The sequence below is a fragment of the Micromonospora sp. ANENR4 genome (assembly GCF_015354395.1).
In the GTDB taxonomy this organism is placed as follows: domain Bacteria; phylum Actinomycetota; class Actinomycetes; order Mycobacteriales; family Micromonosporaceae; genus Micromonospora; species Micromonospora aurantiaca.
Map to the genome: position 1 here is coordinate 92,290 of NZ_JADKYQ010000006.1, position 24,109 is coordinate 116,398.

Below are 24,109 nucleotides of genomic sequence, written 5' to 3' on the forward strand. Positions count from 1 at the left end.
TCAGGCGGAGTGAGCGCGCAGCACCCGGAGGCCGCCGCGGCGCTTCACCGCGCGACGCTCCTCTTCGCTCATCCCACCCCAGACGCCGGCGTCCTGACCGGACTCCAGCGCCCACTGCAGGCACTGGTCGGTCACGGGGCAGCGCCGGCAGACGGCCTTCGCCTGCTCCACCTGAAGGAGGGCCGGGCCGGACGTCCCGATCGGGAAGAACAGCTCCGGGTCCTCGTCGCGGCAGACCGAATCGTGGCGCCAGTCCATGGCGGCAACACTCCTCATTCTTAGTGGGTGGCCAGATAACGCTTCGTTGCTATTTCTATTTGCGTCCGCATTGCCGAATGGTGACGGTCAGCATCCATCAATTCGGCGCAGCGTGAGCAGGCTGTGGGGTGCCCGGACCTGCTGGAACAGCTCAACCGAACGAGCATATCCAGGCAATGTCCCGGCAACACGAGTTCGCTTGTGAATACTTTCACGAACTACAGCGATGTCAAGGGTGACGCTCGGAAAAACTCCGAACAGTGAGCGGGCTCACCACCCATTTGTCCGGGTTTGCCAGAGCCCTGGTTACCCGGCGTGCCACAGTCGATAATCAATGTAGTACGGTCTGCGTGACGTTGCTGACATTTCCGGCACCCTTCCTCGGCGTGGCGGCCACCGCGCCCGCGCGGCGGGGGGTCCGCGTCAACCGACTGGGATACCCGAGACCTAGCAGATTACTCTCAGTGCGGCCGGTACGGATGTGAATCGGACTTTCTCCCGCTCGCCGAGGTAGTCCCCGTCCAGCTGGAACGGCAACGGGCGCTCCGAGACCAGCGTGAACTCGGCCACGTCGTGCAGCCGCAGCACCTGCTTGCCGTGCGGATCCGGTCGCTTCGAGAAGAACTGCGCCGCCGTACGGGCGGTGCTGGCGACCCGCAGCCGCCGCAACGCGAGCACGTCGAGCCCGAGATCGAACGACGCCTCCGGGTTGGGGTTGATCTCGCGATCGCCCAGGTACGTCCACGGCGCGGTGTTCTGGATGATCGCGGTCGCCAGCTCCGCCTCGGGCGCCTCACCCGGGCGCTCCAGCGTGATCGACGGGTGGCGGCGGTCCGAGCCGACGAAGTACTGACTCGCTGTGGAACGGAAGTAGAGCGCCGGGGTGGAGACGCGCCCCTTCTTGCGGGCCTGCTCGACCCGGCGGATCACCGCCGCGTCCAGCCCGAAGCCGGCGCAGAACGTGAAGTAGCGGTCGTCCGCACGGCCCAGCCCGATCGTGCGGGACCGGCCCAGTCGCAGCCCCTCCAGGATCATGCTGGTGCCGTCCGGCCACTCCCGGGGCAACCCGAGCGCGCGGGCGAACACGTTCGTCGAACCGCCCGGCACGGTGGCCAGCGCGGGCAGCCGCTCGGCCGAGGTCTGTCCGGTACGGAACGTCGGCGGCTCCGCCGCCATCAGGCCGTTCACCACCTCGTTGACGGTGCCGTCACCGCCGAGCGTGACGACCAGGTCCACGCCCTCCTGGGCGGCCTCCCGGGCCAGGTCCGTGGCGTGGCCCCGTCGGCGGGTGTAGCGCACCGACAGGTCGACTTCACTGCGCAACGCCCGGACCAGCACGTCCCGGCTGCGCTCGCTGGTGGTGGTGGCCTTCGGATTGACCACCAGGACGGCCCGCATGGGCGGCACTGTACCGCGACTACCCACCGGTATCGTGGCGCCCGTGACGATCGACTCCGACCCGCTCCCCGGCACGCTGCGCGCCGCGGTGCTCCTGCTACGTGCCCAGGCGGTGGCGCTGGGGCTGATCGCGGTGTGGCTCATCTGGTCCGACCTCACCGCCGACACGACGGATCTGACCTCGGCACTGCTGGTGACCGTCTTCGCCGTCGGCGGCGCGGTGGCGCTCTGGGCGCTCGGCGGCGCGCTGTCCCGCCGCCGGGCCGGTGCCCGCGCGCCGGCCATCGTGCTTCAGCTCATGCTGCTGCCGGTCGGCTGGTTCATGATCGAGGGCGGCATGGGCTGGCTCGGAGTGCCGCTGATCGCGCTCGGGATCGGCATGGTCGGGCTGCTGGTGAGCGGGCCGACCAACCGCGCGCTGGGTTTCGGCGAGCCGGCCGGCTGAGAGCCCGCCGGGCCTGGGCGCCGCCCGGCCTGAGTGTCGCCGGCCGCTGGTTGGTCAGAAGCCGCCGGCGCGGCGGGTCAGCAGCGAGATGGTGGCCCGGCCGCCGGACGCGTGGGCGTTCGCCCCGGTGGTCAGCGCGGTCAGCACCTTCCAGGCGAACGACGACTCGGACGGCAGCGTGGCGCCCCGGACCGTGGGCACCGTCACCTCGACGGTGAGGGCGTCGTCGGTGACCGCGAACCGGCACTCCAGCTCGGCGTCGCGGGTGGCGATGGCGAGCAGCATGGCGCACGCCTCGTCGACGGCGATGCGCAGATCCTCGATCTCGTCGAGGGCGAACTGGAGCCGGGCCGCGAGGCCGGCCGTGGCGGTGCGGAGCACGCCGAGGTAACCACCGTCGGCGGGCACGGTGAGGTGGACGACGTCGTCATCGGTCGTCGGGTGCCCGGTCAGTTGAGTCACGGCTCCTCCCCCCGGTGCGGGACTCTACCCGGTCAGCGGGCGGGGCGCGTGGGCGCGGCCTTCGCGTGCGTGGCGAGCTCGTGCAACGCCGGCCCGGCCAGGCGGTACGGCGTCCACTCGTCCATCGGCGTGGCGCCGATCGCGGCGTAGAAGCGGGCCGCCGGGTTCCAGTGGATCATCCACCACTCCAGGCGCTGGTATCCGCGCTCGACGCAGATCGCGGCGAGCGTGGCGAGCAGCATCCGGCCCGCGCCGGTGCCCCGGGCGGCCGGGCGGACGTAGAGGTCCTCCAGGTAGATGCCGTGCACGCCGGCCCAGGTGGAGAAGTTGAGGAACCAGAGCGCGAAGCCGACCGGCTGGTCCGACGCGTCGACGGCGACGTGGCCGTACAGCGCCGGGGACGGGCCGAACAGGGCCGCGTCGAGCTGTGCCGTGGTGAGGTGGCACTGCTCGGGCGCGCGCTCGTACTCGGCGAGTTCGTGCACCATGGCGACGACGGCCGGTACGTCCTCGGGACGTACCGGCCGGATCGTCGGAGTGCCGTCGGGCGACGTCACGCCTGCTTGGTCTCCCAGAAGATCTTCGAGATCTCGTCGATCTTCGCCAGCAGCTCGTCGGCCTTGGCCGGGTCGGTGCCGCCCTTGGCGCCGGCCGCGCCGGCCAGCTTGGTGGCCTCGTTGAACAGCTGGTGCAGGTGCGGGTACTTCTCGAAGTGCGGCGCCTTGAAGTAGTCGGTCCAGAGCACCCACAGGTGGTGCTTGACCAGCTCGGCCCGCTGCTCCTTGATCAGGATGGCGCGGGTGCGGAACTCCGGGTCGGTGTTGGCCTGGTACTTCTCGCAGATCATTTTGACCGACTCGGCCTCGATCCGGGCCTGGGCCGGGTCGTATACGCCGCAGGGCAGGTCGCAGTGAGCGCTGGCCGTCACCCGGGGCGTGAGGATGCGGGGAAGGCGCATCAGGGTCCTCCATGGGTTGTTTGCGATGATCCAAGACGACATTACTCCTGGAGACGCCCTCGGGGGCTGGGAGGTGACATGGCGCCCACCGGTGAACCTCCGGCCCTGCGCGGCCCGCTGGTGCCGGTGCTGGTGACCGGCCCGTCCATGGCCCCGACGCTGCGTCACGGCGACGCGGTGCTGGTCCGCACGAAAGGCCGGCCGGTACGCCCCGGCGACGTGGTCGTCGCGGTGTTCCGCAGCCGTCCCGATCTGCTCGTCGTCAAGCGGGCGGTGGAACCGCGCGACGGCGGATGGTGGTTGCGCGGCGACAACGAGTTCGTCACCGACGACTCCCGCGCGTACGGGGTGGCCGACGTCCGGGGCCGGGTGGTGGCCCGCTGGTGGCCGCGTCCGGGACGGGTCAGGAGCAGGTAACGACCGGAGCGGATATGACCCCGCTCACATACTGGGTGCCGAAGCGTGACTATGCTCGAAAAGTGCCCGGGTGACCCCCGCACCGCCGCGCCGCCGGTCGCTGACCACCGCTGACCACGCCGGCCGGTCCGTCTGCTCGACAGATCCTGGAGTCACCATGTCTTCGTCCACCCCGGACCCCGCCGATCCCGTCTTCCGCCTGCACGTCGGCGGCAAGATGGCAGTCGCCTCCACCGTGCCGCTGACCAGCCGCGAGGACCTCTCCCTCGCGTACACCCCGGGTGTCGCCCGGGTGTGTGAGGCGATCGCCGCCGACCCCGCGCTCGCCGACACCTACACCTGGGTGTCGCACACCGTCGCCGTGGTCACCGACGGTTCCGCCGTACTCGGTCTGGGCAACATCGGCCCGCGCGCCGCGCTGCCCGTGATGGAGGGCAAGGCGGTGCTGTTCAAGCAGTTCGCCGGCGTGGACGCGGTGCCGGTCTGCCTGGACACCCAGGACGTGGACGAGATCGTCGCGACGGTCAAGGCGCTCGCGCCCTCGTTCGGCGGGATCAACCTGGAGGACATCAGCGCCCCGCGCTGCTTCGAGGTGGAGCGCCGGCTCGACGAGGCGCTGGACATCCCGGTCTTCCACGACGACCAGCACGGCACCGCGATCGTGGTGCTCGCCGCGCTGCGCAACGCCGCGACGCTGCTCAACCGCAAGCTCGGCGACCTGCGGGTGGCGGTCAGCGGCGCGGGCGCGGCCGGGGTGGCGGTCACCAAGATGCTGATCGCCGGCGGCGTCGACCCGGACCGGGTGGTGGTGTGCGACTCGCGCGGCATCATCGGCCGGCACCGCGAGCTGACGGGCACCAAGGCCGAGCTGGCCGAGATCACCAACGCCGAGGGCCGGCAGGGCGACATCACCGAGGCGCTGCGCGACGCGGACGTGCTCGTGGGCGTCTCGGGCGGCCAGATCCCGGAGGCGGCGGTGGCCGGCATGGCCCCCGGCGGCATCGTGTTCGCGCTCGCCAACCCCACCCCGGAGGTGCACCCCGAGGTGGCCGCCCGGCACGTCGCGGTGGTCGCCACCGGGCGCAGCGACTACCCGAACCAGATCAACAACGTGCTCGCGTTCCCGGGTGTGTTCCGGGGCGCGCTGGACGCCGGGGCCACCCGGATCACCGACTCGATGAAGGTGGCCGCCGCCGACGCCATCGCCGGGGTGGTGGCCGAGTCGCTGACCGCCGACGCGATCGTGCCCTCGCCGCTGGACCCGCGCGTCGCACCGGCCGTGGCCGAGGCGGTCGCCGAGGCCGCCCGCCGCGACGGCGTCGCCCGCCGCTGAGATGTAGGGAAGGGGCCCTTCCTGACGCCTCCGGTAGAGGAAGGGCCCCTTCTTAACTGCTGCTCAGCTTGTTACCGTGCCGATCATGCGTGCTGCCTATGCCTCGGCCTTCGACGCCGACAACCCGCTCGCCGCGCTCGCCGTCGGCGACCGTCCCGAGCCGACCCACCCGCAGGACGACTGGGTCACCGTGCAGGTCCGGGCCAGCTCGCTCAACCACCACGACCTGTGGTCGCTGCGCGGCGTGGGGCTGACCGCCGGCCGGCTCCCGATGATCCTCGGCTGCGACGCGGTCGGCACCGACCCGGACGGCAACGAGGTGGTCATCTACCCGGTCGTGCCCACCCCCGGGGACCCGCGCGGGGTTTCCATCCTCTCCGAGCACTACCAGGGCACGTTCGCCGAGCGTGTCGCCGTACCCCGGATGAACCTGCTGCCGCTGCCCGACGGCCTGTCGGCGACCGACGCGGCGTGCCTGCCCACGGCCTGGCTCACCGCGTGGCGGATGCTGACCACCAAGGGCCGGGTCGCCGACGGCGAGTCGGTGCTGGTCCAGGGCGCCGGCGGTGGCGTGGCCACCGCGGCCGTCGCGCTCGGCGTCGCGCTCGGCAAGCGGGTGTACGCGACCAGCCGCGACGCCGGCAAGCGGGAGCGGATCGCCGAGCTGGGCGCGACCGCGCTGGAACCCGGCGCGCGGCTGCCGGAACGGGTCGACGTGGTGATCGAGACGGTCGGCGCGGCCACCTTCGACCACTCGCTGAAGTCGGCCGCCCCGCTGGCCCGGATCGTGGTCTCCGGCGCCACCGCCGGGCACGAGCCCAAGGTCAACCTGCGGCGGGTCTTCGCCATGCAGCTGGAGATCCTCGGCACCTCGATGGGCACCCCGGACGAGCTGACCGAGCTGCTCGCGTTCTGCGCCGAGCACGAGGTGCGCCCGGTGGTCGACCGGGTGGTGCCGTTCAGCGAGATCTCCGAGGCGTTCGCCCGGCTGCACTCCGGTGACGTCTTCGGCAAGGTGGTCGTCGACCACACCGCCTGACGTCTCAGAGCCGGTCGTCCAGGGTGGCCAGGCCGCCCCGGGCGGCGTCGGCCGGGAGGCGCTTCTTCGCCGCCGGGTCGCCGTAGAGCGTCCAGCGGAGGAACTCGACTGTGGTGTCGGCGACCACGCCCAGCGCCTTGCCGTCGCCGAGCAGCGCCCGGCCGTGGTCGCCCTTGGGCAGGCTGAGCATCGCCTTCGGCCACGGCACCGCGTCGAAGACGGCCTTGCCCGCGGCGTACGACACCACCTCGTCGGCCTCGCCGTGCACGAACAGCTGCGGCGCGGCGGCGCCGGCGAACGCGGTGCCCACACCGAGCGCGGTGCCGGCGAAGACGATGCCCGCGTCCAGCCGCTCGTCCCGGCCCGCGGTGAACAGCCCGATCGTGGTCACGCCACCGGCGCTGTGCCCGGTCGCGGCCACCCGCTCCGGGTCCAGCCGGCCGCGCAGCGGATCGCCGGCCTTCTCGCCCAGCGCGAGCACCCGGGTCAGCACGTACGACACGTCGGCCGGCTGGTTGAGCACGTCCAGCGGGTTGCCGTCGGTGCCCCGGGAGGTGTGCGGGAAACGCGGCGCGGCGACCACGAAACCGGCCGCCGCCCAGCGGGTCAGCAGCGCCTGGTAGTCCTCCGGCCGGGCAGTGAGCCCGTGGCTGAACAGCACCACCGGGAACCGCCCGTCCGCCGCCGGGGCGGACCGCTCGACCGCGCCACCGGCCGCGCCGGCCGCCGGGTACCAGAGCGTCACCGGCAACGGCCGGTCGCCGTCGCGGTTCAGCTTCACCTGGCGTACGCCGACAGCGAAGCTCTCCGTGGGAGCCTTGCCGGCGGGTACGCGCGGCGCCGGTGTGGCACTGGTCGGTGGGATGTCGGGGGCGGGCCGCCCGGCCGGGGCGGTGGGCTGCTGCGAGCAGCCGGCGAGGGCGGCGCCGAGGACGGCGGCGGTGAGCAGGGCGACGGGACGACGGCGCATGAACTCGATTGTGCCTCGCGATCGAGGCGGCCAGGCCCGGTCAGCGCGCCGGGTGACCACCCGCTGACGCCCGGAGTCGGGCCAGGTCGGCGGCGTCCTTGGCCCGGCGGGGGCGCTCCGGCATCCAGACCGGGAACATCTCCTTGAACTCGATCTGCGCCGCGACGCTGATGATCGGCGCCGTGAGCGTGCCGATTCGGCCGGGCGGCCCGGCCAGCATGCCGTCCGGCAGGCGCGTGCCCGCCCACGGTCCGGCGCCGACGACCACCCGGCCGTCCGCGTCCAGGTCGAGGTACGCGAAGCTCAGCTCGACGTCGTCGCGCAGCAGGTCGAGCTGCGTCGCGGCGGGCATCCGGGGATCGGGGCGCCAGCCGAGCGCGCCGAGCCGGTCGGCCAGCGTGTCGGCGTCGCGCCGCCGGCAGTACCAGTCGACGTCGACGTGCGGCCGGGTCACCTCGCCGAGGTGGAAGTCCATCGCCCACCCCCCGCGCAGCCACACGTTCACCCCGCACCCGCCGGCGACGTCGATCACTTCCCGGATCGCCCCCAGCTGCCGCCCCTCCAGCCTGTCCACCCCGGCACCCTACCCACCCCACTCCGCCCCGGGGGGAAGCGTCGATCATGAAGTTGGCGGCGACAAACCGGACAGCGAACGCCGTCAACTTCATGATCGACGGGACGACAGGGCGGGAGGCGGGAGTGCGGGGCGTCAGGTGGGGAGGGCTCGGGTGGTGAAGGTGGTGGTGGCCGGCGCTGTGGCGTCGGTGGGGAGGCGGTGCAGGGCGGCGCGGTCGGCGTAGAGCGTCCAGCGCAGGAAGTCGGTGGTGGTGTCGAGCACCTGGGGGAAGCCGGGCCGCCCCGGTGTCAGGTACTCGCCGTGGCCCTGACCGGTGAGGCTCAGGAAGGCGGCCGGCCCGAGACAGCGGGCGTACGCGGCCCGGCCGATCGACTCCGGCACGATCCGGTCGGCGCTCCCGTGCACGAACAGCATCGGTGCGAGCGGCCGGGAGAGGCCGGCGACCATGCGGCCACCGGCGATCACGATTCCGGCCCGCAGCGGGGACGACTGCCCGGAGGCGAACATGCCGAGCGTGGTGTGCCCGCCTGCCGAGTGCCCGGCGGCGGCGAACCGGTCCACCGCCAGGTGCGCCCCGAGCGGATCGCCGGGGCGGGCGCCCAGCCGGACCAGGTGACGGATCAGCCGCCAGGCGTCGGCGGGCTGGTTGCGGACGTCCTCCCGGGTGAACGCGCGGGCGCGCTGGTTCGTCCGCGGGTAGGTGGGCGCGACCACCACGAACCCGGCGGCGGCCCAGCGGCTGGTCAGCGCCGCGTGCAACGCGGGCAGGCTGCGCAGCCCGTGGCTGTAGAGGACCACCGGGAACCGTCCGGCGGCGAACGGCGCTCCCGGCCGGACGCGCGGTCCGCGCGCCGGACCGGGACTCGCCGGTACGGCCCGGGGGGAGCCGGAGGCAGTGGCGGAAGCAGACGTGGGCGGCCCGGGCGAAGACGGGGTGGCCGGGTACCAGACGGTGACCGGCAGTTGGCGCCTGCCGTCCGGGTCGAGCGTGAACTGCCGCATCCCCACCGCGTACGAGCGTTCCGGCGCAGGCCCGACGCCTGCCGGGACCGGGTCGGACGTGGCCACGGCCGGGCCGCAACCGGCCAGCAGCGCCGTCATCAGCGCGGCGACCAGCCGCTGCCCCCTCACACCTGCACGGTAGGCAGCCGAGCGGTCGGTCCGCGCCCGCCGTCCGGGCCGGTCGGCGCCGCCACCCGGGCGGCTACCGCCTCCACCGGGTGGCCGGGTTTGCCCGATCCCGCCGACCGGATCCGCAGGTGGCGGCCCGGCGGGGCGGACCGGTCCGGTGGGCTTCGCTAGGGTCAGCCGCATGGCTGAGAACTACACCGACCCGAGTGGCAACACCGCGCAGTTCCGCGCATTCGTCGATTCTCCCGAGCCGGCCGCGTCGGCGTCGGCGCCGTCGCGCCTGCCGCTGATCGCCGGTGCGGCAGTCGCCGCCGCCGTCGTGGTGGTCGCCCTGATCGCCTGGATCGCCCTGGGCTGACCGGGGTTGCTCCCGGCCGGCCCGGTCCGCGCGAAGAGGCCGGGACGCACGCGGTCAGACGCCCAGCACCTCACGGGTCTCGCGGGCGATCTCCCGCTCCTCGTCGGTGCCGACCACGAGCACCGCGACCTCCGCGCCGTCCGGGGAGACGACCCGGTCGCCGTGGCCGTCGTTGCGCGCCGGGTCGACCGTGACGCCCAGCCGCTCCAACCCGGCCAGCGACGCCGCCCGCACCGGAGCGGCGTGCTCGCCGACCCCGGCGGTGAACGCGATCGCGTCGACCCGGCCGAGCAGCGCGTAGTACGCCCCCACGTAACCGGTGATCCGGCGGCAGTAGACGTCGAACGCCAGCGTCGCGTCCGGGTCACCGGCGTCGCGGCGGGCCAGCACCTCCCGCATGTCGTTGGCGCCGGTCAGCCCGAGCAGGCCGCTGCGGTGGTTGAGCAGGTCGTCGATGTCGTCCACCACCATGCCGCCCTCGCGGCGCAGGTGGAAGATGACTGTCGGGTCGAGGTCGCCGCTGCGGGTGCCCATCACCAGGCCTTCCAGCGGGGACATGCCCATCGAGGTGGCCACGCTGCGCCCACCCTGGACGGCGCACGCGCTCGCCCCGTTGCCCAGGTGCAGGGTGATCGTGTTCAGCTCGTCGTACGGGCGGTCGAGCAGGTCGGCGACACGACGCGAGACGTACGCGTGCGAGGTGCCGTGGAAGCCGTACCGGCGGACGCCGTACCGCTCGGCGGTGGCCTTGTCGATCGCGTACGTGGCGGCGGCCTCGGGCAGCGTGTGGTGGAACGCGGTGTCGAAGACCGCCACCTGTGGGGTGTCCGGCAGCGCCTCCAGCGCGACCCGGATGCCGGCCAGGTTGGCCGGGTTGTGCAGCGGCGCCAGCGGCACCAGGTCCTCGATCGCGGTGACGACCGCGTCGTCGATGCGTACCGGCGCGCTGAACTTCCGCCCGCCGTGCACCACCCGGTGGCCGACGCCGGACAGCCCGGTCAGGTCGAGCCGGCCGATGATCTCCCGGACCGCGCTCTCGTGGTCGGCCGGCCCGCCGCCGGGTTCGCCGATCCGCTCGACGGTGCCCTTGTCCAGGACGTCGTCGCCGTCGTACAGCCGGTACTTGACCGACGAGGATCCGCTGTTGAGGACCAGGATGCGGCTCATTCCGACGCCTCCGCGGCGGCCTGGATGGCGGTGATCGCCACCGTGTTGACGATGTCGGGCACGGTGGCGCCGCGGGACAGGTCGTTTACCGGCCGCCGCAGGCCCTGCATGACCGGCCCGACCGCCACCGCCCCGGCGGACCGCTGCACCGCCTTGTACGTGTTGTTGCCGGTGTTCAGGTCCGGGAAGATGAACACCGTGGCCCGCCCCGCGACCGGGCTGTCCGGCAGCTTGGTGGCCGCCACCTGCGGGTCGATCGCCGCGTCGTACTGGATCGGGCCCTCGACGAGCAGGTCGGGCCGGCGTTCCCGGACCAGCTTGGTGGCCGCCGCGACCTTCTCCACGTCGGCGCCCGCGCCGGAGCTGCCGGTGGAGTACGACAGCATCGCCACCCGCGGCTCGATGCCGAACCGGGCCGCCGTGTCGGCCGACGAGATGGCGATGTCGGCGAGCTGGTCGGCGTCCGGGTCGGGGTTGACGGCGCAGTCCCCGTACACCAGCACCCGGTCGGCGAGCAGCATGAAGAAGACGCTGGAGGCGACGGAGACGCCCGGCACGGTCCGGATGATCTCGAAGGCCGGGCGGATGGTGGCGGCTGTGGTGTGGGTGGCGCCGGAGACCATGCCGTCGGCGTGACCGGTCTGCACCATCATCGTGCCGAAGTAGTTGGGCTGCGCCACGATGTCGTGCGCCAGCTCCACGGTGACGCCGCGGTGGGCGCGCAACTGCGCGTACGCATCGGCGAACTCGTCCCGCCACGGGCTGGTCACCGGGTCGACGACCTGGGCGTCCCCGAGGTCGACGCCCAGTTCCCGGGTCCGCCGGGCGATCTCGTCCGGGCGGCCGAGCAGGGTGATTTCCGCGACGCCCCGGCGCAGCAGCACCTCGGTCGCGCGCAGGATCCGCTCGTCCGCGCCCTCGGGCAGCACCAGCCGGCGGCGCCGGGCGCGGGCCCTGTCGATCAGGTCGTTCTCGAACATCAGCGGGGTGACCCGTGCGGACCGGCTGACCCGCAGCCGACGGGCCAGGTCGTCGGTGTCCACGCAGCGTTCGAACGCGCCGAGCGCGGCCTCGACCTTGCGCGGGTTGGCGGTGCTGGGGCGGCCCTCGATGCGGCTGGACGCGGAGACCGTGTCGTAGCTGTCGCTGGGCACCGACAGCACGGGCAGCCCGGTGTTCATCCGCTCGACCAGGCGCATGGCGCGCGGGTCGGGCTGTTCGCCGAGGGTGAGCACCAGCCCGGCCAGCGACACCTGCCCGGCGACGTGCGCGGCGCCGGCCGCCACCAGCAGGTCCGCGCGGTCGCCCGGGGTGATCACCAGCGCCCCGTCGGTGAGGTGGTCCAGCAGCGTCGGCACGTGCGCCGCGCCCACCACGTAGTCGAGCACGTCGCGGTCGAGCGCGGTCTCGTCGCCGGTGAGCACCGTGCCGCGCAGCGCCGCCGCCACCTCGGCCACCGTCGGCGCCGACACGGTCGGCACCTCTGGGATCGCGTACGCGGGCACCGGCAGCTCGGGCAGCGTCATCGGCTCCGGCACGCGGTTGGCCAGCGCCGCGATCACCGTCGCGCCGAGGTCGACCAGATCGTGGTACGCGCCGCGCAGCGCCGCCGCGATCGCGTCGGGCTCCTGCCCGAACCCGTCCACCACGGGTACCACGACGCTGCCGAACTCGGTCGCCAGCCGGGCGTTGAAGGCCAGCTCACGGGGGCCGGTGCCGTCGCCGTAGGCGAAGTCGCTGCCGACCACCACTATCGCCGGGCAGCGGCGCTCGACCTCCCGGTAGCGGGTGACGATCCGGGAGATCAGCTCCTCCCGGCGGCCGTCCGCGACGAGCGCGCTCGCCTCGGCGTACGTCGCGCCGTACAGCTCGTCGACCGGCAGATCCATCCGGTACCGCTCGGTGAGCAGGGCGAGGATCGGGTCGGTGCCGTCACCGGCGACGAGCGGCCGGAACGCGCCTATCCGTTCCACCTGCCGGGACAACAGCTCGGCCAGCCCGAGTGCCACAGTTGATTTTCCCCCGCCCGAACCAACGCCGGTCAGGTATACGCTGCGCGCCACGGCACCAACCTACAAGATCGAGGTCAGTGTTACCTGTTCTGCCTGGTCACACCGGCTGCCCGGTGGAGAAGGTGGGGATTTTTCGCATCTACACTTGGCCGCGTGGATGGCCCGACCGCACTGATTCCCGTCGTACCGGAATCGCCCCCCGTCTTCGTCGATCCGAGCGGGCGGCGACGTCGGCGGCTTCGCCGTCTCGCCTACTGCGCCGGCGCGGCCGGCGTGATCTACACGGTCATGGTCGGAGCCAGCTTCGCCGGTGGGCCGATCACCCCGGACAGCGTCATCCCGTTCGTCGAGCCGACCAGCGAGCAGCGGCTGCCGTCGCCGGACGCGCCGGCGTCGCCCGCGCCCGCGGTGACCGGGCCCACGCCGGACGCGCCCACCGACGTCCGAACCGCTCCGGTGCGGGTGCCGGCCACCTCCGTCACCCCTGACGCCACGGTCCCGCCGAGCCCTCGGTACCAACGGCCGACCCGGCCCGCCCCCACCGCGCCGCCGGCCACCCAGGCGCCGACCCTCACCGCGCCGCCCACCGCTCCCACCGCCGAGGTGCCACCGCCGCCCGCTGTCGACCCGCCGTCCGTCGTCGACCCGCCCGCCGAGCCTGTCGCGCCCGCCGCGCCCACCGATGAGTGACGAGGGGCCCGGCCGCCCCTCGACAGGTGATCAGCCCACCGTCGTCCTGGACGCCCGCCGCATCGCCGGCCGGCGCCGGTTCCGGGGCCGGCGTCTCCTGCCCCGGCCGAGCTGGGCCCTGGTCATCATGGTCGTGGTCGTCCTGGGCGGCCTGCTGGTCGTCGAGGCGTACACGAACGCCGCGTTCGTACCCGACAACCGGGTGACGCCCGGCAGCCAGCGGGAGGTGCCCAGCTCGGTGATCGGGGGTGGCCCGATCGTCAACGTCGGCGCGGAGGGCCGCACCCAGTCGCACCACCTGCCGCCGCGCACCGTCGCGCTCACCTTCGACGACGGGCCCGACCCGCGGTGGACGCCGGAGGTGCTGCGCGTCCTGGACAAGTACCAGGTGAAGGGCACCTTCTTCGTGATCGGCTCGCAGGTCGTCAGAAACCCGGAGGTGACCCGCCGGCTGGTGGCCGAGGGGCACGAGCTGGGCGTGCACACGTTCACCCATCCCGACCTCGCCGCGCTGCCGGAGTGGCGGCGCGAACTGGAGTACGCACAGACGCAGCTCGCCATCGCCAGCACCACAGGTGTCCGGACGTCGCTGCTGCGCTTCCCGTACTCGTCCCGCGCCGACGCCTACACGGACCGGGACTGGCCGATGCTGCGGCAGGCCGGCGAGCTGGGCTACCTCACCGTCGTCAACGACGTCGACAGCCGGGACTGGGAGCTGCCCCCGGTCGACGAGATGGTCGCCAGCGCCACGCCGGACGGGACGGCCGGCACGATCGCGCTCTGGCACGACGCGGGCGGCGACCGGTCCGGCACCGTGGCCGCGCTGGACCGCTACATCCCGGCGTTGCTCGAGCGCGGATACCGCTTCACCACTGTGAGCGAGGGACTCAACCAGACGTTCGCGGCTGCGGGCGTCTCGGGCCCGGTGGGCGGGCACACGCAGGCCACGCTCGACGAGCGGTTGCGGGGCCACGTCCTGGTCGGCGCGGTCCGCGTCGCCGACGGCATGTTCGGGGTGCTCGGCGCCTTCTTCGTGCTCGTCGGGGTGCTCACGATCGGCCGGACCCTGCTGCTGTTCGTCCTGGCCCCACGGCACGCCCGCCGCCGCCGTCGCCGCGACTGGTCGTGGGGTCCGCCGGTCACCGGACCGGTCTCGGTGATCGTGCCCGCTTACAACGAGCGGGAGGGCATCGCCGCGGCGGTCCGCTCGCTCGCCCTGGGTGACCACCCCGGCGGCATCGAGGTGGTGGTGGTCGACGACGGCTCGACCGACGGCACCGCCGACATCGTCGCGGCGCTGCGCCTGCCGAACGTCCGGGTCGTCCGCAAGCCCAACGGCGGCAAGCCGAGCGCGCTCAACACCGGCGTCGCGCTGGCCCGGCACGACCTGATCGTCATGGTCGACGGCGACACGATCTTCGAGCCGGACTCGGTCCGCCGGCTGGTCCAGCCGTTCGCCGACCCCCGCGTCGGCGTGGTCGCCGGCAACGTCAAGGTCGGCAACCGGCGCGGCCTGATCGCCAAGTGGCAGCACATCGAGTACGTCATCGGCTTCAACCTCGACCGCCGCCTCTACGAGACGCTGCGCTGCATGCCCACCGTCCCCGGCGCGATCGGCGCGTTCCGGCGCCAGGCGCTGGAGCAGGTGGGCGGCCTGACCGACGACACGCTGGCCGAGGACACCGACGTCACCATCGCCATCGGCCGCGCCGGCTGGCACATCGTGTACGAGGAGAGCGCCCGCGCCTGGACCGAGGCGCCGGCCACCATCGGCCAGTTGTGGAAGCAGCGGTACCGGTGGAGCTACGGCACCATGCAGGCGATGTGGAAGCACCGGCGCTCGGTGATCGAGAGCGGCCCGTCGGGCCGGTTCGGCCGCCGGTCCCTGTCGTTCCTGATGCTGTTCGGCGTGCTGCTGCCGCTGGCCGCCCCGGTGATCGACCTGCTCGCGATCTACGGGCTGATCTTCCTGGACCGCAGCGACACGGTGGTGGCCTGGCTGGCGATGCTCGCGCTCCAGTTCCTCACCGCGGTACTGGCCTTCCGGCTGGACCGGGAGAAGCTCGGCGTGCTCTGGGTGCTGCCGTTGCAGCAGTTCGTCTACCGGCAGGTGATGTACCTGGTGCTGCTCCAGGCGGTCGGCACCGCGCTGACCGGCGGCCGGCTGGGCTGGCAGAAGCTGCGGCGCACCGGAGACCTCCGGGTCGCCGGGCGGGGCGCGACCGGCTGACGCCCGTCAGTCCTCGTCCGGGTCGTCGAGACGGGCCAGCCAGGTGGCGAACCGCTCGATCGGGGTCTCGAACTCCGGGTTCAGGTCGACGAAGTCGCGCAGCCGCTCGCCCAGCCACTCCAGGCTGACCTGCTCGTCACCCCGGCGCTCGACCAGTTCCTCGATGCCACGGTCGGTGAAGTACACGGTTTTCCTCTCGTCGTCGTACGGCAGCGGCCCGCCCCGGGTCGGGACGGGCCGCTGCCGGTGGTGTCACGGGCGGGGGAGAGCCGCCTCGATCAGCGCGTTCTGCTCGACCTCGTGCATCTTCGCCGAGCCCACCGCCGGCGCGGCGGCGGCCGGCCGGGAGATGCGGCGCAGCCGGACCTCGGGCAGGTGCTCCAGCAGGTTGAGCGCGACGAACGACCAGGCGCCCTGGTTGGCCGGCTCCTCCTGGACCCAGGCGAAGTCCTCGGCGTTCGGGTACTGCGCGAGCGCGGCCCGGACCTCCTCGACGGGCAGCGGGTAGAGCTGCTCCATCCGGATGATCGCGGTGTCGGTCACGCCCCGCTCCTGCCGGGCCTGGAACAGGTCGTAGTAGACCTTGCCCGAGCAGAGCAGCACCCGCTTCACCTGCTCCGGCGCCGGAGCCGCGGTGTCGGCCAGCACCGGCTGGAACGTCCCGGTGGTGAAGTCCTCCACCGGCGACACGCACAGCTTGTGCCGCAGCAGCGACTTCGGCGTGAACACCACCAGCGGCTTGCGCTTGGGCGACAGGGCCTGGCGGCGCAGCAGGTGGAAGTAGTTCGCCGGGGTGGTCGGGATGGCCACCCGCATGTTGTCCTCGGCGCAGAGCTGCAGGAACCGCTCCGGGCGGCCGGACGTGTGGTCCGGGCCCTGGCCCTCGTGGCCGTGCGGCAGCAGCAGCGTCACCGCCGAGCGCTGGCCCCACTTCACCTCGCCGGACGAGATGAACTCGTCGATCACCGACTGGGCGCCGTTGACGAAGTCACCGAACTGGGCCTCCCAGGCCACCAGCGCGTTGATGTTCTCCACCGAGTAGCCGTACTCGAAGCCCATGGCCGCGTACTCGGAGAGCAGCGAGTCGTGGACGAAGAAGCGCGACCGCTCGCCGTCGGCGGTGAGCGACATCAGCGGCAGGTAGTCCTCGCCGGTCTTGGCGTCGACCACCGAGGCGTGCCGCTGGACGAACGTGCCGCGGCGCGAGTCCTGCCCGGCGAGCCGGACGGTGACGCCGTCGTGCAGCAGCGTGCCGAACGCGATGATCTCGGCGAAGCCCCAGTCGATGCCGCCCTCGACGGACATCTTGCGGCGCCGCTCCAGCAGCTGCTGGATCCGCTTGTGCGGGGTGAAGCCCTCCGGCAGGTTGACGTGCGCCTCGCCGATCGCCTTGACCACCGAGGCGTCGGTGGCGGTGTCGACCTGCGGCTCCGGCTCCTCCTCCCGCGCCGGGCGGCTGAGCTGACGCGGCGTGGTCGCGGCGTCCCGGGTGGCCTTGAAGACCCGCTCCAGCTGCCCCTGGTAGTCACGCAGAAGCTCCTCCGCGTCCTCCACGGTGATGTCGCCGCGCCCGATCAGCTCCTCGGTGTAGAGCTTCCGGACGGACCGCTTCGAGTCGATGATCTTGTACATCTCCGGGTTGGACATCGACGGGTCGTCACCCTCGTTGTGCCCGCGCCGGCGGTAGCAGACCATGTCGATCACGACGTCCTTGTTGAACGCCTGCCGGTACTCGAACGCGAGCCGGGCCACCCGGACCACTGCCTCCGGGTCGTCGCCGTTCACGTGGAAGATCGGCGCCTGGATCATCCGGGCCACGTCGGTGCTGTAGAGGCTGGACCGGCTGTACTCCGGTGCGGTGGTGAAGCCGACCTGGTTGTTGACGACCACGTGCACGGTGCCGCCGGTGCGGTAGCCGCGCAGCTGGGAGAGGTTGAGCGTCTCGGCGACCACGCCCTGGCCGGCGAAGGCGGCGTCACCGTGCACCGCCAGCGGCAGCACCGTGTAGCCCTCCAGCTTGAGGTCGATCCGGTCCTGCTTGGCCCGGACGATGCCCTCCAGCACCGGGTCCACGGCCTCCAGGTGCGACGGGTTCGCCACCACCGACACCTTGACCGCGTGCTCGCCGTCCGGGGTGGTGAACTTGCCGTTCTGGCCGAGGTGGTACTTCACGTCGCCCGAGCCCTGCGTGGACCGCGGGTCGAGGTGCCCCTCGAACTCGGAGAAGATCTTCTCGTACGGCTTGCCGACGATGTTCGCCAGCACGTTGAGCCGGCCGCGGTGGGCCATGCCGATGACGACCTCGTCCAGCCCGGCCTCGGCGGAGCACTCCAGCACCTCACCGAGCAGCGGGATCAGCGACTCGCCACCCTCCAGCGAGAAGCGCTTCTGGCCGACGTACTTGGTCTGCAGGAACGTCTCGAACGCCTCGGCGGCGTTGAGCCGGTTCAGCACGTGCTTCTGCTCGTCGGAGCTGGGCTTCTCGTACTTGCGCTCGACCCGCTCCTGGATCCAGCGGCGCTCCTCCGGGTCCTGGATGTGCATGTACTCGATGCCGACGCGGCGGCAGTACGAGTCGCGCAGCACGCCGAGGATCGAGCGCAGCTTCATCCGCTGCTGGCCGGCGAAGCCGTTGACCGGGAAGACGCGGTCGAGGTCCCACAGCGTGAGCCCGTGCTGGAGGACGTCCAGGTCCGGGTGCTTGCGGATCTTGAACTCCAGCGGGTCGGTGTCGGCCATCAGGTGGCCGCGGACCCGGTACGCGTGGATCAGCTCGTGCACCCGCGCGGTCTTGTTGATCTGACCTTCGCTGTCGACTGCCACGTCGCGCATCCAGCGCACCGGCTCGTACGGGATCCGCAGCGAGGTGAAGATGTCGTCGTAGAAGCCGCGCTCGCCGAGCAGTAGCTCGTGCATGACCTTCAGGAACTCGCCGGACTGCGCGCCCTGGATGATCCGGTGGTCGTACGTGCTGGTCAGCGTGATGACCTTGCTGACCGCGTTCTCGGCCAGGGTGGCCTCGCTCATGCCCTGGTAGGGGGCCGGGTATTCCATCGCGCCGACGCCGATGATGGCGCTCTGCCCCTGCATCAGGCGCGGGATCGAGTGCACAGTGCCGATGCCGCCCGGGTTGGTGAGCGAGATCGTGGTGCCGGAGTAGTCCTCCATGGTCAGCTCGTTGCGGCGGGCGCGCCGGACCACGTCCTCGTACGCCTGCCAGAACTGCCGGAAGTCCATCTGCTCGCAGCCCTTGATGGACGGCACCACCAGGTTCCGCGAGCCGTCCGGCTTGACCAGGTCGATCGCGATGCCCAGGTTGACGTGCTCCGGGCGGACCATCGCCGGCTTGCCGTCGACCTCGGCGAAGGAGTTGTTCATCTCCGGGTGCTCGACGACCGCGCGGACCAGCGCGTAACCGATCAGGTGGGTGAAGCTGACCTTGCCACCGCGACCGCGGGTCAGGTGGTTGTTGATCACGATGCGGTTGTCGACGAGCAGCTTGGCCGGGACGGCGCGCACGCTCGTGGCGGTCGGGACCGACAGCGACGCGTCCATGTTCTGCACGATCTTGGCGGCGACGCCGCGCAGCGGCGTGGTGCCCGCGGCGCTCGCGGTCGGCGCCTTGGCGGCCGGCTTGGCCGGGGCGGACTTCTTGGCCGGCTCAGGCGCCTTCGCCGCCGGCTTGGCGGCGGGCTTGGCCGGGGCGGCCGCGGCCTTGGGGGCGGCCTTCGGCTCCGCCTTGGCGGGCTGCTCCTTGACCGTGGCCACTGCTTCCTGCTGCTCGGCCGGCTCCGGCTTCGCGGCCGGCTTGGCCTGCCCGTCCGGGCGCGGCGTGGCGGCGCCCGGGGCCGGCCGGTAGTCGGCGAAGAAGTCGTGCCAGGCCGAATCGACGCTCGAGGGGTCGGCGAGGTAACGCTGGTACATCTCCTCGACGATCCACTCGTTCGGGCCGAAACCCGCCAGTGGGTTCTCCTGCGAAGTCTGCTGGGTCGACACGGCCGCTAATCGCCTCTTTCACGCGGTTGTGAATGTCACGGTGGCCCCCGGTGACCCCCGGTTGCCGACACTGGGTAAACCGATGCCAAGGCTACGCCGTGCGCTGCGCCCAGGCATTCTCGCCTCCGGCTGGTGGTCCGTTTCACAGAAGATGCCAGAAGTTCGGCAAACGCTGCGTGATCCGCCGACTCCTGCTAGACGGCGAAGGCCCCGGCCGGTGACGGGTGTCACCGGCCGGGGCCCGGCCTGACCGCGAGGTCAGGAGATGTCGCGCTTGCGGATCGTGGCCACGCCGATCGCGCCGGCCACCACCGCGTACCCGATCAGCACCAGCGCGCCCGCCCACTGCGGCGGGTTGCCCGGGATGTCGGTGTCGCCGCCCACCATGAGCCCGGAGGCCAGCGACGGGACCAGCAGCTGGAGCTTGTTGATCCAGTCGCCGTACCGCGAGGCGAGCAGGCTCAGCACGATCGCCGCACCGATCGCGCCACCCAGGTAGAACAGGATGCCGGTCACGGTGGCGCCGATCTGGCTGCGGATCAGCACGCCGAGCCCGACGCCGAGCACCGACCAGAGCAGGTAGGCCAGGCCGTTGAGCGCGATCGCCCGCCAGATCGCCCCGCTGCCGAGCTGCGAGCCGACGTCCACCGAGTTGAGGATCAGCGGCGAGATGATCAGGTTCAGCACAGTGGTGACGAGCCAGAACAGCAGCGCCAGCACGCCGGCCGCGGCCAGCTTGGCCAGCATCACCGCGGTGCGGTGCGGTGCGGTGAGGAACGTGGTGGTCACCGTCTGGTGGAAGAACTCGCTGGTCACCACCACGATGCCGAGCAGCAGCACGATGAGCAGGCCGAAGAACTGGCCGTTGGTGTAGAGGTTGGCCGCCAGGTTGTCGGCGGCCGAGATGGCCTGCAACTGGTCGGACTGCTCGGCCGGTACCTCGCCGAAGTCCCCGCCGGCCAGCGCCTCGGTCTGCAACCAGTTGAAGAACAGCGTGAGCGCCCACAGCGCCAGGCTGATCAGCCCGAAGATCCACCAGGTGCTGGTGGTACGGATCTTGAGCAGTTCGGATCGGACCAGCGTCATCGGATCTCCGCCTTTCCGGCCGTCAGCTCCAGGAAGACCCCTTCGAGGTCGGGGCGCTCGGTGGTCAGCTCGTGCAGCTCCACCTTGGCGGCCAGCGCGACCCGGCCCACGGTCGGCGCGTCCACGCCGGTCACCAGCAGCGCGCCGTGCGGGTCGGTGTCGACGGTGGCCGACTGCTCGCGCAGCGCCGCGACCAGCTCGTCGGCCTGCGGGGTGCGCACCCGCACCCGCACGTCGTGCGTCATCGACGCCATCACCTGGTCGACCGGGCCCTGCCGGACCAGCTTGCCGGCCGCGATGATCACCACGTCGTCGGCGAGCAGCTGCATCTCGGAGAGCAGGTGGCTGGAGACCAGCACCGTCCGTCCCTCGGCGGCGAGCCCCTTGAGGAAGCCGCGCATCCAGCGGATGCCCTCCGGGTCCAGGCCGTTCGCCGGCTCGTCCAGGATCAGCACCTGCGGGTTGCCGAGCATCGCTGCGGCGATGCCGAGCCGCTGCTTCATGCCGAGCGAGTAGCCCTTGAACTTGCGCTTGGCGGCGGGCGTGAGCCCGACCAGCGCCAGCGCCTCGTCGGCGCGCTCCTTCGGCAGGCCCGCCGCAGCGCAGATCACCCGCAGGTGGTTGATGCCGGTGCGGCCCTTGTGCGCGCTGGACGCCTCCAGCACCGCGCCGACCGTACGCAGCGGGTCGGGCAGGTCGGCGTACCGGCTGCCACCGATGGTGGCCGTGCCGGCGCTCGGCGTCACCAGGTTGAGCAGCATGCGCAGCGTGGTCGTCTTACCGGCGCCGTTCGGGCCGAGGAAGCCGGTGACCCGGCCCGGCTCGACGGTGAACGACAGGTTGTCCACCGCGCGGACGTTCTTGTATTGCTTGGTCAGGCCGGACACGATGATCTGGCCGGTCCCGGCACTGGGGCGTGGCTGCCCGTCGGACATCATTCTCCTCTCCTGCCCCGGCGGGCTCGTCGCGCGCCGGTGGGGCGCCGTTGCGGGGGCACCCGGCAACAGCCTTCCAACCCGGCGCAAGGGGGTCAATCAGGCGGGACGCGTACGCGCCGTCCTCCTCAGGGAGGAGATCACCGGGCCGGCAGCGCCACCCAGGTCGCCCGGGCACGGCCGAGGAGCGCGCCGTCCGCACCGTACAGGCTGGTGTGCACCTCGGCCCGGCGTCCCTCGGAACCGACCGCGACGCCGGTCACCACGCACTCGTCGCCGGGCCGTGGCAGCGCCGTGACCTGCGCGGCGATCCGCCCCAGCACGTACGGCCGGCCGGGCGCGAGCACCGCCCAGCCGCCCGGGCAGTCCAGCGCCGCCCACACCGTCGCGGGCACCACCTCGGCCGGCGCGCGGAACGGCGCGGCGGTCCGCCCGTCCGGCAGCCGGCCGGGGAAGATCCGCAGCCCGTCCGGGTTCGCCGGGCCGCAGACGTAGCAGCGGGGGAACGGGTGGTCGGCCAGACCGGGGTACGCCCGCGCGGCCTGCTCCGCCGTCGCCGGGTCCACCGGCGGCACCACCGCGTCGACCGGCTCGATCCGGCGCACCTGGGCGATCAGGTGACCGTCCGGGTCGCGTACCTCGCCGTCGGCGGCGGTCAGCGGCGTGTCCAGCGGCGGCGGCCGGCGCAGGGTGACCTCCACCGGCCCCCGGTCGTCGATCAGCGCGGCGAAGATGCCGGCGCTCCAGCCGCCGTTGCCGGAGCCGTCCGGCCCCTGGAAGCGGGCCTCGACCAGCATGTGCACCTCCGGGTTCCCTCCGCCGGCGCCGTCGCGGCGGTCCGCCCGGCAGCCTCGCACACGCCGGTCCCGTCCCGGCCGTCCCGGTTCGCACGCCGCCGCCGACCGGCGTTCACCGGATCGACACCCCTCATCCCGTCCGGCGGCAACCCGGGGCACCTACACAGGAGTCATGGCCGTTCTGCACGCCGCTGGCGCACCGCTCACGACCAGCGGTTACACCCTGCTGATCGCCGACGACCCGACACTGGTCGCGGCCGCGCAACGCCTGCGCCACGAGGTGTTCGCCGGCGAACTCGGCGCCACCCTGCCGACCGCCGCCACCGGGCTCGACACCGACGGGTTCGACGCGTACTGCGACCACTTGGTGGTGCTGCGCGAGGGCACCGGCGAGGTCGTCGGCACGTACCGGCTGCTGCCGCCCGGCCGCACCGACCGCCGGTACGCCGACGCCGAGTTCGACCTGAGCCCGCTGGCCCCGCTCCGCGACCACCTGGTCGAGGCGGGCCGCTCCTGCGTCCACCCCGATCACCGCACCGGCGCGGTGATCAACCTGATGTGGGCCGGGATCTGCCGCTACCTGCACCTGCGCGGCGCCCGCTGGCTCGGCGGCTGCGCCTCGGTGCCGGTCGCCGACGGCGGGACCGCCGCCGCGCAGGTGTGGGCCGAGGTCACCGCCCGGCACCTCGCCCCGCCGCTGCTGCGGGTCACCCCGCGCCGGCCCTGGTTCGCCGAGGCGCCGGCCGCCGACCTCGCCGCGCTCAACCCGGCGCAACGGCGGGCGCTCGTGCCGCCGCTGCTGCGCGGCTACCTGCGGCTGGGCGCCTGGGTGGCCGGCGAGCCCGGGTACGACGCGGACTTCGGCTGCGCCGACTTCTACGTGTTGTTCTCGCTGGACCGGATGAACCCGCGCTACCTGCGGCACTTCCTCGGCGAGGCCGGGTCGTGACCGCCGCCGCCGAGCCGTGGGTGGCCGGTCCGGGTGCCGGGGAGGGCCTGTGGCGGCCCACCTCCGGCTGCGGGCCGGACTGCCTTCCGCCGCTCGCCGCCCCGGACGTGTCGCGGCTGCGCCGGGCGGGACGGCTGCTCGGCGTACTCGGCATGCTGCTGGCCGGGGCGGGCCTGACCGTGCTGCTGCCGCTGCTGTCCGCCGCCCGGGGCCGGGCCGCGTTGCGGGGCTGGGCGCGGTGGACGCTGCGTACCCTCGGGGTCCGGCTGCTGGTCCGCGGCCGGGTGCCGCGCGGGCGTGCGCTGCTGGTCGCCAACCACGTCTCCTGGCTGGACGTCCTGGCGGTGCTCGCCGTGTCGCCGGTCCGGATGGTGGCGAAGCGCGAGGTCCGGAGCTGGCCGCTGGTCGGCGCGCTGGCCGCCGCGGCGGGCACCGTCTTCGTGGACCGGTCCCGGCCGCGTGACCTGCCGGCCACCGTCGCGCGGGTGGCCGGCGCGCTGCGGTCCGGGCGGTCGGTGGCGGTGTTCCCGGAGGGTACGACCTGGTGCGGCGCCGCGACGGACTGCCGCCCGAGCCGCGGCTTCCGCCCGGCGATGTTCCAGGCCGCCGTGGCGGCGGGCGCTCCGGTGGTGCCGCTGCGCATCGGCTACCGGTACGCGGGTGATCCGAGCACCCTGCCCGCCTTCCTCGGTGCGGAGACGCTCTGGGCGTCGGGACGCCGGGTGCTCGCCGCCCGGGACCTGACCGCGTCGGTGACGGTGAGCGCCGCGCTGCACCCGGCCGAGGGCGCGGACCGCAGGTCGCTGGCCCGGATCGCCGAGGCCGCCGTCCATCCGGCCCTCGACCCCTGCTCGCGCCACCGCTCGACCTGACAGCCTGACCTGCGGCCGTCAGGGACGCG

The 24,109-nt window shown here is 72.8% G+C and carries 24 protein-coding genes; 9 read left to right on the top strand and 15 right to left on the bottom strand.

Translation table 11 applies throughout. From position 1 onward, the window contains the following. The gene (locus IRY44_RS12130; protein WP_013288358.1) at positions 1-258 is read right to left on the bottom strand and encodes a WhiB family transcriptional regulator; all 258 of its coding nucleotides are present in this window, start codon (positions 256-258) and stop codon (positions 1-3) included. A gap of 447 nt (positions 259-705) precedes the next feature. Then, on the bottom strand, positions 706-1,656 hold the full coding sequence (locus tag IRY44_RS12135; RefSeq protein WP_194800505.1) for a diacylglycerol kinase family protein: 951 nt from the start codon (positions 1,654-1,656) through the stop codon (positions 706-708). 43 nt (positions 1,657-1,699) lie between these two features. Between IRY44_RS12135 and IRY44_RS12140 the strand changes: the two genes are divergently transcribed. Beyond that, positions 1,700-2,101, top strand: coding sequence for a hypothetical protein (locus tag IRY44_RS12140; RefSeq protein WP_194800506.1), 402 nt, complete (start codon positions 1,700-1,702; stop codon positions 2,099-2,101). Between the two features lie 54 nt (positions 2,102-2,155). On the opposite strand, the gene IRY44_RS12145 is transcribed toward IRY44_RS12140, so the two are convergent. The 3 genes from IRY44_RS12145 to sodN are packed head-to-tail and all read right to left on the bottom strand — an operon-like array spanning position 2,156 to position 3,521. Continuing rightward, the gene (locus IRY44_RS12145) at positions 2,156-2,563 is read right to left on the bottom strand and encodes an ATP-binding protein (RefSeq protein WP_013288355.1); all 408 of its coding nucleotides are present in this window, start codon (positions 2,561-2,563) and stop codon (positions 2,156-2,158) included. 32 nt (positions 2,564-2,595) lie between these two features. Further along, complete coding sequence (locus IRY44_RS12150) at positions 2,596-3,120, bottom strand: GNAT family N-acetyltransferase (RefSeq protein ID WP_194800507.1); 525 nt, start codon at positions 3,118-3,120, stop codon at positions 2,596-2,598. Beyond that, a complete protein-coding gene (sodN, locus tag IRY44_RS12155; protein ID WP_013288353.1) occupies positions 3,117-3,521 on the bottom strand; it encodes a superoxide dismutase, Ni in 405 nt (134 codons plus the stop codon). Before sodN ends, IRY44_RS12150 begins: the two co-directional genes overlap by 4 nt. A gap of 78 nt (positions 3,522-3,599) precedes the next feature. Between sodN and IRY44_RS12160 the strand changes: the two genes are divergently transcribed. The 3 genes from IRY44_RS12160 (at position 3,600) to IRY44_RS12170 (ending at position 6,310) form a co-directional block, all read left to right on the top strand. Next, complete coding sequence (locus IRY44_RS12160) at positions 3,600-3,938, top strand: S24 family peptidase (RefSeq protein WP_194800508.1); 339 nt, start codon at positions 3,600-3,602, stop codon at positions 3,936-3,938. 157 nt (positions 3,939-4,095) lie between these two features. After that, positions 4,096-5,271, top strand: a complete 1,176-nt coding sequence (locus tag IRY44_RS12165) for an NADP-dependent malic enzyme (RefSeq protein ID WP_120573292.1) — start codon at positions 4,096-4,098, stop codon at positions 5,269-5,271. A gap of 76 nt (positions 5,272-5,347) precedes the next feature. Then, positions 5,348-6,310, top strand: coding sequence for a zinc-binding dehydrogenase (locus tag IRY44_RS12170; RefSeq protein ID WP_194800509.1), 963 nt, complete (start codon positions 5,348-5,350; stop codon positions 6,308-6,310). A 4-nt stretch (positions 6,311-6,314) separates the two neighbouring features. Here IRY44_RS12170 and IRY44_RS12175 read toward each other — a convergent pair whose 3' ends face one another. From IRY44_RS12175 to IRY44_RS12185, 3 genes are all read right to left on the bottom strand, one after another. Continuing rightward, entirely contained in the window at positions 6,315-7,280 is a 966-nt protein-coding gene (locus tag IRY44_RS12175; RefSeq protein WP_194800510.1) for a chlorophyllase, read from the bottom strand. Between the two features lie 40 nt (positions 7,281-7,320). Beyond that, a complete protein-coding gene (locus tag IRY44_RS12180; protein WP_194800511.1) occupies positions 7,321-7,854 on the bottom strand; it encodes a nucleotidyltransferase domain-containing protein in 534 nt (177 codons plus the stop codon). A 135-nt stretch (positions 7,855-7,989) separates the two neighbouring features. Further along, on the bottom strand, positions 7,990-8,988 hold the full coding sequence (locus IRY44_RS12185) for an alpha/beta hydrolase (RefSeq protein ID WP_194800512.1): 999 nt from the start codon (positions 8,986-8,988) through the stop codon (positions 7,990-7,992). 181 nt (positions 8,989-9,169) lie between these two features. On the opposite strand from IRY44_RS12185, the gene IRY44_RS12190 reads away from it, so the two are divergent. After that, on the top strand, positions 9,170-9,346 hold the full coding sequence (locus tag IRY44_RS12190; RefSeq protein WP_194800513.1) for a hypothetical protein: 177 nt from the start codon (positions 9,170-9,172) through the stop codon (positions 9,344-9,346). A 54-nt stretch (positions 9,347-9,400) separates the two neighbouring features. Here IRY44_RS12190 and IRY44_RS12195 read toward each other — a convergent pair whose 3' ends face one another. Together IRY44_RS12195 and pta are read right to left on the bottom strand one after the other, a co-directional pair. Next, a complete protein-coding gene (locus tag IRY44_RS12195; RefSeq protein ID WP_194800514.1) occupies positions 9,401-10,513 on the bottom strand; it encodes an acetate/propionate family kinase in 1,113 nt (370 codons plus the stop codon). Beyond that, positions 10,510-12,576 carry a phosphate acetyltransferase gene (gene pta / locus IRY44_RS12200; RefSeq protein ID WP_194800515.1) on the bottom strand — a complete coding sequence of 689 codons (2,067 nt, stop codon included), beginning with the start codon at positions 12,574-12,576 and terminating at the stop codon, positions 10,510-10,512. The genes IRY44_RS12195 and pta overlap by 4 nt, the downstream gene beginning before the upstream one ends. Before the next feature lie 102 nt (positions 12,577-12,678). On the opposite strand from pta, the gene IRY44_RS12205 reads away from it, so the two are divergent. Beyond that, complete coding sequence (locus IRY44_RS12205; protein ID WP_194800516.1) at positions 12,679-13,215, top strand: hypothetical protein; 537 nt, start codon at positions 12,679-12,681, stop codon at positions 13,213-13,215. Continuing rightward, on the top strand, positions 13,208-15,445 hold the full coding sequence (locus IRY44_RS12210; protein ID WP_194800517.1) for a bifunctional polysaccharide deacetylase/glycosyltransferase family 2 protein: 2,238 nt from the start codon (positions 13,208-13,210) through the stop codon (positions 15,443-15,445). Before IRY44_RS12205 ends, IRY44_RS12210 begins: the two co-directional genes overlap by 8 nt. Before the next feature lie 6 nt (positions 15,446-15,451). Here IRY44_RS12210 and IRY44_RS12215 read toward each other — a convergent pair whose 3' ends face one another. From IRY44_RS12215 to IRY44_RS12235, 5 genes are all read right to left on the bottom strand, one after another. Continuing rightward, positions 15,452-15,631 (bottom strand): DUF6104 family protein, encoded by a 180-nt coding sequence (locus IRY44_RS12215; protein ID WP_194800518.1) that lies wholly within the window; start codon positions 15,629-15,631, stop codon positions 15,452-15,454. Between the two features lie 66 nt (positions 15,632-15,697). After that, positions 15,698-19,441 carry a multifunctional oxoglutarate decarboxylase/oxoglutarate dehydrogenase thiamine pyrophosphate-binding subunit/dihydrolipoyllysine-residue succinyltransferase subunit gene (locus IRY44_RS12220; protein ID WP_194800519.1) on the bottom strand — a complete coding sequence of 1,248 codons (3,744 nt, stop codon included), beginning with the start codon at positions 19,439-19,441 and terminating at the stop codon, positions 15,698-15,700. Between the two features lie 258 nt (positions 19,442-19,699). After that, positions 19,700-20,527: an ABC transporter permease gene (locus IRY44_RS12225; RefSeq protein WP_194800520.1), complete on the bottom strand. Its 828-nt coding sequence runs from the start codon at positions 20,525-20,527 to the stop codon at positions 19,700-19,702. Continuing rightward, positions 20,524-21,465: an ABC transporter ATP-binding protein gene (locus IRY44_RS12230; protein ID WP_370584921.1), complete on the bottom strand. Its 942-nt coding sequence runs from the start codon at positions 21,463-21,465 to the stop codon at positions 20,524-20,526. The genes IRY44_RS12225 and IRY44_RS12230 overlap by 4 nt, the downstream gene beginning before the upstream one ends. Before the next feature lie 137 nt (positions 21,466-21,602). Further along, the gene (locus IRY44_RS12235) at positions 21,603-22,259 is read right to left on the bottom strand and encodes a hypothetical protein (protein ID WP_194800721.1); all 657 of its coding nucleotides are present in this window, start codon (positions 22,257-22,259) and stop codon (positions 21,603-21,605) included. A gap of 172 nt (positions 22,260-22,431) precedes the next feature. Between IRY44_RS12235 and IRY44_RS12240 the strand changes: the two genes are divergently transcribed. Continuing rightward, positions 22,432-23,208 carry a GNAT family N-acetyltransferase gene (locus IRY44_RS12240; protein WP_194800522.1) on the top strand — a complete coding sequence of 259 codons (777 nt, stop codon included), beginning with the start codon at positions 22,432-22,434 and terminating at the stop codon, positions 23,206-23,208. Further along, a complete protein-coding gene (locus IRY44_RS12245; RefSeq protein WP_281579842.1) occupies positions 23,205-24,080 on the top strand; it encodes a 1-acyl-sn-glycerol-3-phosphate acyltransferase in 876 nt (291 codons plus the stop codon). The genes IRY44_RS12240 and IRY44_RS12245 overlap by 4 nt, the downstream gene beginning before the upstream one ends. The last annotated feature ends 29 nt before the right edge of the window (positions 24,081-24,109 follow it).

Coding starts and splice junctions, on each gene's coding strand:
- IRY44_RS12160 (WP_194800508.1), top strand. CDS start 3,600: ATGGCGCCCACCGGTGAACCTCCGGCCCTGCGCGGCCCGCTGGTGCCG.
- IRY44_RS12135 (WP_194800505.1), bottom strand. CDS start 1,656: ATGCGGGCCGTCCTGGTGGTCAATCCGAAGGCCACCACCACCAGCGAG.
- IRY44_RS12195 (WP_194800514.1), bottom strand. CDS start 10,513: ATGAGCCGCATCCTGGTCCTCAACAGCGGATCCTCGTCGGTCAAGTAC.
- IRY44_RS12130 (WP_013288358.1), bottom strand. CDS start 258: ATGGACTGGCGCCACGATTCGGTCTGCCGCGACGAGGACCCGGAGCTG.
- IRY44_RS12235 (WP_194800721.1), bottom strand. CDS start 22,259: ATGCTGGTCGAGGCCCGCTTCCAGGGGCCGGACGGCTCCGGCAACGGC.
- sodN (WP_013288353.1), bottom strand. CDS start 3,521: ATGCGCCTTCCCCGCATCCTCACGCCCCGGGTGACGGCCAGCGCTCAC.
- IRY44_RS12240 (WP_194800522.1), top strand. CDS start 22,432: ATGGCCGTTCTGCACGCCGCTGGCGCACCGCTCACGACCAGCGGTTAC.
- IRY44_RS12230 (WP_370584921.1), bottom strand. CDS start 21,465: ATGATGTCCGACGGGCAGCCACGCCCCAGTGCCGGGACCGGCCAGATC.
- IRY44_RS12225 (WP_194800520.1), bottom strand. CDS start 20,527: ATGACGCTGGTCCGATCCGAACTGCTCAAGATCCGTACCACCAGCACC.
- IRY44_RS12165 (WP_120573292.1), top strand. CDS start 4,096: ATGTCTTCGTCCACCCCGGACCCCGCCGATCCCGTCTTCCGCCTGCAC.
- IRY44_RS12210 (WP_194800517.1), top strand. CDS start 13,208: ATGAGTGACGAGGGGCCCGGCCGCCCCTCGACAGGTGATCAGCCCACC.
- IRY44_RS12190 (WP_194800513.1), top strand. CDS start 9,170: ATGGCTGAGAACTACACCGACCCGAGTGGCAACACCGCGCAGTTCCGC.
- IRY44_RS12175 (WP_194800510.1), bottom strand. CDS start 7,280: ATGCGCCGTCGTCCCGTCGCCCTGCTCACCGCCGCCGTCCTCGGCGCC.